This is a genomic window from Candidatus Thiopontia autotrophica (genome assembly GCF_982804495.1).
This window is the reverse complement of record NZ_CEYDPX010000034.1, coordinates 1-6825: the sequence shown is the minus strand read 5'-3', so window position 1 is coordinate 6825 and position 6825 is coordinate 1. Positions and strand designations below refer to the sequence as shown.

Sequence of the window (6825 nt, the reverse complement as noted above, 5' to 3'; positions counted from 1 at the left end):
TAGGCCAGGGCAAAGACAAGGTAAGACAGTACCTCAAAGACAACCCTGAGACAGCTCGGGAGATTGAACAGCAGATACGGGAGCAGTTGCTGCCGGACCAGAAGCCCAAACTTGAGGTGGTTGATGGGGATATTAAGAAGGAGAAGGAGAGTGTTGCGGCATAGCAGCTACCTGCTCTGAAATCACTGATGTGCATAAGCCGCTGAATCGGTATAATTCAGCGGCTTTTTTATTGGTAATTTGCGTTAGGCCCGGATGGCGAAATTGGTAGACGCAAGGGATTTAAAATCCCTCGATTGAAAGATCGTGCCGGTTCGATTCCGGCTCCGGGCACCATATTTATCGAGCGAGCTGGACTTTTATGTTATTAAATTAGATAATCAACAGTTACCAAATTGCAGTGCTATTGTATTGCTTTACAAAGAATTGTTTGAAGCTGGGAGTAGAGGGGAGATGCGAGGATTATCGATGTTATTTAATAAGGGGGCAGTGCTGGCTCTATTGCTGTTGGCACCGCTATCCCTGCATGCAGCCCACTCGGTTCATGATTCTGTTGCGCGCAATGATATCGTGCAGGTGCAGAATATGCTGAAGAAGGGTATCTCGATTAACAAGGTTAACCGTTATGATGAGCAGCCTCTCCATCTGGCACGCACCCCGGAGATGATGGAACTGCTGATCAAGAATGGTGCTGATGTAAATATTGAGAACCATTTCGGGGATTCTCCTCTGATGCAGGCTGTTCTCAAGGGTGATCATGAGTTGGCTGAGTTGTTGATCAAGCATGGAGCAAACATTAACCATAGGAACAGGTTTGGTGATACACCTCTGCAGGAGGCGGTAAATCGTGACCTGATCGTAATGGCCAAGATACTTATTGATAGTGGTGCAGATGTAAATGACCAGGGAAAACATGGTGATACGGTTCTCCATACTGCGGTACGTCGTGGTAACCATGCAATGGCCAGAGTGCTAATTCAATCTGGTGCTGAGATTGATGTAAAAAATGATGATGATCGTGTTGCAATGGATCTGGCAGTTGGCCGCACCATGAAAAAAGAGCTGGTAAATTACAAACTCTACCGTTAACCGGAGACAGTTATTGTGTGGCGAATCTGGCTGCTAATTATTCTACTGGTGTTGGTGGTAGTGATTATTGCCAGAATAAGGAAAAGATAGAGAGGACGGTTGTAAGAGACCAGTTTCAATAAAAAAGGATGATCATTGATCATCCTTTTTTATTGTCAGAGCCATACTTCCCTTAGCGTCTATAGTACGGGTAAGGGGAAAGAGGCCGTACTGGACGCATAGGCATCCTTCTTGGCGGAGGAGCCATTCTCCTTGGGGCGTAGTATGGTGCAGGTCTCACTGGAGGGCGTTGTCGATAGTTTCTATATCTCTGTGGTGGGATGGCTCTTCTATATCCATTTCCAGCACGGTTGCCCCTTATGCGCGGACGTTCTGTCCTTACAGGTGGAGGTGGAGCGGCAGCCCTTCTCTCGGTAACAACTGGTGGTCTCGATTCCGCACCTGATTGCACTGACATCCCGAAAGCCTTTTCAGAGGCACCATAGTCGATAGTCTCTCCCGGCCCCTCATCAGGATCATCGATTGAGTCGGTCTCGAGCCCCCACGCAGTAGCAAGATCATTCCCGCTTCCCCATGGGCCAAGCCATTGTGCTGTGGCTACGCCGCTAAATAGAACCCCAGCTGCGAACGCAACAGTGGATATCCTTATCCTGGTACGTACTATTTTCATCCTATACATCTCCTGGTCACCAGAATGGTGATTACTGAATCATGGTGGTTAGGATAGCAGAAATTGGCAGTTAATCGTATTGTCCAAGACCGTTTTGGCGGATGATTTTTTTGACCAGCTCCATGTACTCCGCCCCATTTTTTGCATAAAGCCCCAACCCCTTGAGAAGTATGGTTCCGGATGGTGTTAGCAGGTTGAGCCGCTGTTGGTGCCTCAGGTTGCGTAGCTCCTCAAATGCGGGACGTGTATTGAGTATGTAGATATATTTCTCTATTGCAGCTTTCATGCTGACGTAACTTTCAACCTCATGAGTTGCCCCCTCATTGCGTTGTTTGGGGACCATGCCGCACCCGGGGGTAAAACACCAGATACCAAAATAGTTGTTTCCCTCTCTGGCAAAACGGGATGTTCCCCATGCAGATTCAAGGGCTCCCTGTGCCATCAGCAGGGATAGTGGAATTATATCTGTCCTCTTTAGAAGTTCGCTCCAGCTCTCCTCATTATCCGAGTTGAATTTGTGCAATCCCTGGACTTTTGCCAGCTCCAGCACCCAGCTCTGCTCTTTATCGTTTAGTGAGTCACCAGAACGGTAGCGCAGATATAGACTAAGCAGAACCGTACGCTCCTTGCCAATCTTGTGGATAATTGGGCGTGCCTGTGATGCCATATAGCTAATGAAAGCGCTCTTGCGGATCGAGCGATCCTTTATGCTGCCAAAATCCGGGGCGCTACCGGAATTATCTGTTGAATCCAGTGCTGGCTGGATATTTTCAACCGGTGTAGCAAGAACAGATGCAGATAACAGAAGCGCTGCTACAGCAGCTATCACTACTCGGTTGCCTCATTCACAATCTGTTCAAGCATCGCCTCCACCTCTTTGAGAATATCACGAGATTTCAGAGATCCAATTTTTGAGAGTTGAAGATATGAGATATGAACCAGTTCCGGGTTTTTGGTTGTGGTGTAGATGGCTATTGAGTAGGGGCAAAAGATAACATTGGCAGGATCCGCATCTGTCATTTTGCGAGAGAGTTTTGCGCTACAGAACTCGATCACCTCGGAGCGGACAAAAGTTGCAGCCACCACTGTTGGCTCTCTATTATCAGCCACCCCAACCGTACCTTTTGCCTTGCTGATCATGGTGTGGGCGATATCCTGTACTCTGGTAACCAGATCTTTTCCGGTACGTTGCAGCATCCCCCCGACATCAGAGCTGTGGGCAACCACTAACCCCTGATTGGTTATCCCCTCTTCAATATACTCCTTGATGGTGTCGAATTCCTCTTCGACGCTGTGGTGGACCCACAGGCCATCAGCAACAGACGGTAGGCTTATGATCAGGTAAAAAAACAGTGTTGTGAACAGTGTGTGGATTGTTTTCATTATTATCTCCTCCAGCTTGTCTGGCTGAGTTTACCTTGAAAAAAGTGGTAATACAAAAAACTGGCAGAGGTTACAATGTTGTTGATGAATCACTTAAAGACCATGTTGCTGCCATTTCTGTTGCTGTTGATTAGTGGCTGTGAGTCGCAGCGATTTGATCCGGACAATATATGTTCTATCTATAAGATGAACCCGGATTGGGAAAAGGAGGTTGTCAGGGCAGAGCAGAAGTGGGGGATTCCTCAGGAGGTGATTATGGCAGTTGTGCGTCATGAGTCAGGTTTTGATGGGGATGTACGTGCACCCCGTCGACACTATCTTGGATTTATCCCTGGTGAGAGATTATCCAGTGCATATGGCTATGCCCAGGCGCTGGATATGACTTGGAGAGAGTACCAGGAGAAGACAGATAGCAACGATGCGGAACGTGATGATTTTGCCGATGCCGTGGATTTTGTCGGCTGGTATCTGAACCGTACCCACCGTAGCCTGAAGATTCCAAGGGAAGATGCCTATAACCTCTATCTGGCATACCATGAAGGGCACCGAGGTTTTCTGAGTAGAGAGTACGAGAACCATCCGCGTCTGATGAAGGTTGCCAAGTGGGTGGAGGAGACCAGTAACAGCTACCGCAGTCAGCTCAAAAAATGCCGCTCCAGGTCATCAGATTCAGGCAAGAAAAAGAGGGAGAAGCGTTTCTCTCTGAAGATAAACGACGGTCTACCTAACTGATCCCATCCAGCTCGCCGTCCATATGGGCCTCGGTTAGCTCATCCAGTCCACCGATGTGATCATCCCCAAGAAAAATCTGTGGAACAGTACGGGCATTGTTGGTCCGCTTCAGCATCTCTTTCAACCCCTTCTGTGACTGATCGACCCTGACCTCAATGTAGGATATCCCCCATTTTGTGAGTAGCTGTTTGGATTTGTCACAGCGTGGGCAGGTGCCGGTACTGTAGATTTTTATTTTTCTGGCCATGTTTATGAGTTCCCATTTTTCGGTGAATGCGGGATGATATGCCGATTTTGTGAACTCGTAAACAGGAAAGCGGTATGACATCACCAACTCCAGAAACAACTTATCTAAGCAGTTACACCCCACCCAACCATCTGGTTCCCGAGGTACGGCTATTCTTTGATCTCGGGGAGGATGAGACACGGGTAAAGGCGAGCCTCAAGATTGTGGCCTCTCCTGATGGCGAGAGTGGAGCACCTCTGGTTCTCAGTGGTGGTGGTCAGGAGCTGATTTCGCTTCAACTGGACGGAGCGTCACTTGGTGATGACAGATTCCAGAGAGATGGAGATACCCTGACCATAAGTGACGTGCCCGATGAGTTTGTACTGCAGATGGAGACACGACTCTATCCGAAGAAGAACAAGTCGCTGGAGGGGTTATACCGGTCCGGCCCCATCTTCTGTACCCAGTGTGAGGCGGAGGGTTTCAGAAAAATTATCTTTTTCCCCGACCGTCCTGATGTGATGTCAAAATTCAGTGTTACCATTGCGGCCGACCCAAAGCTCTGTCCGGTTATGTTGTCCAATGGTAACCAGACAGGACATAGTGGTTATCCTGATGGCCGTCACTGGGTCAGCTGGGAGGATCCATTTCCCAAGCCGGCATATCTGTTTGCCCTGGTTGCAGGAAAGCTGCAAGGGATCCAGGACCAGTTCAAGACAGCATCGGGGCGAGATGTAACCCTGCGCATATTTACCGAGCCCCATAACGTTGACAAGTGTGACCATGCAATGGTCTCTCTCAGGCGCTCCATGGCATGGGATGAAAAAGTCTATGGCCGTGAATATGATCTTGATCTGTTCAATATAGTTGCTGTTGATGACTTTAACTCCGGGGCGATGGAGAATAAAAGTCTCAATATCTTCAACTCCAAATTTGTGTTGGCCAGGCCAGAGACGGCGACCGACGTGGACTATCTGAATATTGAGGCTGTGATTGGTCATGAGTATTTTCATAACTGGACCGGTAACCGCATTACCTGTCGCGACTGGTTTCAGCTTAGCCTCAAGGAGGGGCTTACGGTATTTCGTGACCAGGAGTTTACGGCTGACCACAACTCCCGTGCAGTAAAGAGGATTCAGGATGTAAGGCTGCTACGCAGTGCCCAGTTTGTTGAGGATAGTGGGCCGATGTCGCATCCGGTTCGCCCAGACCACTATATAGAGATCAGAAACTTCTACACCGTTACGGTCTATGAGAAGGGGGCCGAGGTTGTACGTATGCAGCACGCCCTGTTGGGCGAGGAGAGCTGGCGCAAAGGGATGGATCTCTATTTTAAGCGACATGATGGGCAGGCCGTTACGGTTGAGGATTTTGTACGCTGTATGGAGGAGGCATCCGGACGTGATCTGAGCCATTTTATGAGCTGGTACAGACAAAAAGGGACACCACAACTGCAGGCTAGCTGGAGCCATGATCCAGAGTCGGAGACCATGACTCTGACACTGGAGCAACTTCCTCCAGAGTCACTAAGTGACGAAGAGAGAGAGGGGTGGCAGCCGCACCACATTCCTGTTGCAGTTGGTATTCTCTCTGCCACAACAGGGGAAGATCTGTTGCCGGAAACTACCCGTATGGTTGAGTTGCAGGAGAGAAGTGAGTCATTCCGTTTTGAGGGGGTTCCAGCTGACGCAGTGCCATCTATACTGCGCGGATTCTCGGCACCAATCCTGTTACAGACAGCGCATACGGAAGAGCAGCAACTCTTCTTGATGGCACACGACTCTGATCAGTTCAATCGGTGGGATGCAGGACAGCAGATTGCAGAATCACTGCTATTGAAATGGGTTGGTGAATCTGCCCCTGAGATGGATGAGGCATGGCTCAATGCCATAGGAGAGCTGCTGGCAGATGGCGAGAAAGATCCGGCATTTATTGCAGAGACTCTGATGCTGCCTGGTGAACGCTGGCTGGCAGAGAAGATGGAGGTGGTTGATGTGGTAGCCATTCACCAGGCTCGTGAGTTTGCGATACGTGCCATTGCCGAACGTTACCAGCAGGAGATGGTTGAGCTCTATCACAAACTTGATCCGGAGATGATTGCCGGACGTACGCTGCGTAACCAGCTTCTCGGCATGTTGATGCGTCTCGGAAGTGATGATGTTGTCGATATGGCAGTTACTCAGCTGGAGCAGGCAGAGAACATGAGTGATGAGATGGGGGCGCTATCTGCACTGGAGCAGGTTGATCTGCCGCAACGCACATCAGCACTTAACAACTTCTACGATAAGTGGAGAGATGAGCGCTTGGTGGTGGATAAGTGGTTTGCGCTGCAGGCTGGCTCGCAACTCCCAGATGCAATGAATCGGGTTGAAGCTCTGCTAAACCATCCTGACTTCGACATCACTAACCCCAACAGAGTGCGTTCACTGGTCGGGGTTTTTGCCCATGGAAATCAGCTCCATTTTCACGATGCTGATGGGCGAGGGTACCGTTTCCTGGCTGATCAGGTTCTGAGGCTGGATAAATTTAATTCTCAGGTTGCGGCTCGCATGGTTGGCGCATTCAACCAGTGGCGGCGATATGACGATGGAAGGCAGTCTCTGATGCGAGCTCAGCTACAGAGAATTGCCGACAGAGAGGGGCTATCCAGGGATGTATATGAGATTGTGAGGGGGTCAGGTCTGCGTTTTTAGTGTTATTGAGATCATGTAACAAATGGAGATCA

7 protein-coding genes, 1 tRNA gene and 1 pseudogene are annotated in these 6825 nt (G+C 49.4%); 5 read left to right on the top strand and 4 right to left on the bottom strand.

Annotated features, from left to right (window positions below; translation table 11 throughout):
- The 3 genes and pseudogenes from recA to AC3ZFK_RS07955 all read left to right on the top strand — a co-directional run.
- Positions 1–164 (top strand): annotated as a pseudogene (gene recA, locus AC3ZFK_RS07965) (recombinase RecA); the annotation flags it as partial.
- 85 nt (positions 165–249) lie between these two features.
- Positions 250–336: transfer RNA gene (locus AC3ZFK_RS07960), tRNA-Leu, on the top strand.
- A 132-nt stretch (positions 337–468) separates the two neighbouring features.
- Positions 469–1089 (top strand): ankyrin repeat domain-containing protein, encoded by a 621-nt coding sequence (locus tag AC3ZFK_RS07955; protein ID WP_487507394.1) that lies wholly within the window; start codon positions 469–471, stop codon positions 1087–1089.
- A gap of 172 nt (positions 1090–1261) precedes the next feature.
- On the opposite strand, the gene AC3ZFK_RS07950 is transcribed toward AC3ZFK_RS07955, so the two are convergent.
- The 3 genes from AC3ZFK_RS07950 to AC3ZFK_RS07940 all read right to left on the bottom strand — a co-directional run bounded on the left by AC3ZFK_RS07950 (position 1262) and on the right by AC3ZFK_RS07940 (position 3142).
- On the bottom strand, positions 1262–1759 hold the full coding sequence (locus AC3ZFK_RS07950; RefSeq protein ID WP_487507393.1) for a hypothetical protein: 498 nt from the start codon (positions 1757–1759) through the stop codon (positions 1262–1264).
- Between the two features lie 70 nt (positions 1760–1829).
- Positions 1830–2588, bottom strand: coding sequence for a glucosaminidase domain-containing protein (locus tag AC3ZFK_RS07945; RefSeq protein ID WP_487507392.1), 759 nt, complete (start codon positions 2586–2588; stop codon positions 1830–1832).
- Positions 2588–3142, bottom strand: a complete 555-nt coding sequence (locus AC3ZFK_RS07940) for a DUF302 domain-containing protein (RefSeq protein WP_487507391.1) — start codon at positions 3140–3142, stop codon at positions 2588–2590. Before AC3ZFK_RS07940 ends, AC3ZFK_RS07945 begins: the two co-directional genes overlap by 1 nt.
- Positions 3143–3226: 84 nt before the next feature.
- Here AC3ZFK_RS07940 and AC3ZFK_RS07935 point away from each other — a divergent pair, with 84 nt between their 5' ends.
- A complete protein-coding gene (locus tag AC3ZFK_RS07935) occupies positions 3227–3874 on the top strand; it encodes a transglycosylase SLT domain-containing protein (RefSeq protein ID WP_487507390.1) in 648 nt (215 codons plus the stop codon).
- On the opposite strand, the gene AC3ZFK_RS07930 is transcribed toward AC3ZFK_RS07935, so the two are convergent.
- Positions 3867–4121, bottom strand: coding sequence for a glutaredoxin domain-containing protein (locus AC3ZFK_RS07930; protein WP_487507389.1), 255 nt, complete (start codon positions 4119–4121; stop codon positions 3867–3869). The genes AC3ZFK_RS07935 and AC3ZFK_RS07930 overlap by 8 nt on opposite strands.
- A 74-nt stretch (positions 4122–4195) precedes the next feature.
- On the opposite strand from AC3ZFK_RS07930, the gene pepN reads away from it, so the two are divergent.
- Positions 4196–6793, top strand: coding sequence for an aminopeptidase N (pepN, locus tag AC3ZFK_RS07925; RefSeq protein ID WP_489433773.1), 2598 nt, complete (start codon positions 4196–4198; stop codon positions 6791–6793).
- Positions 6794–6825: the final 32 nt, after the last annotated feature.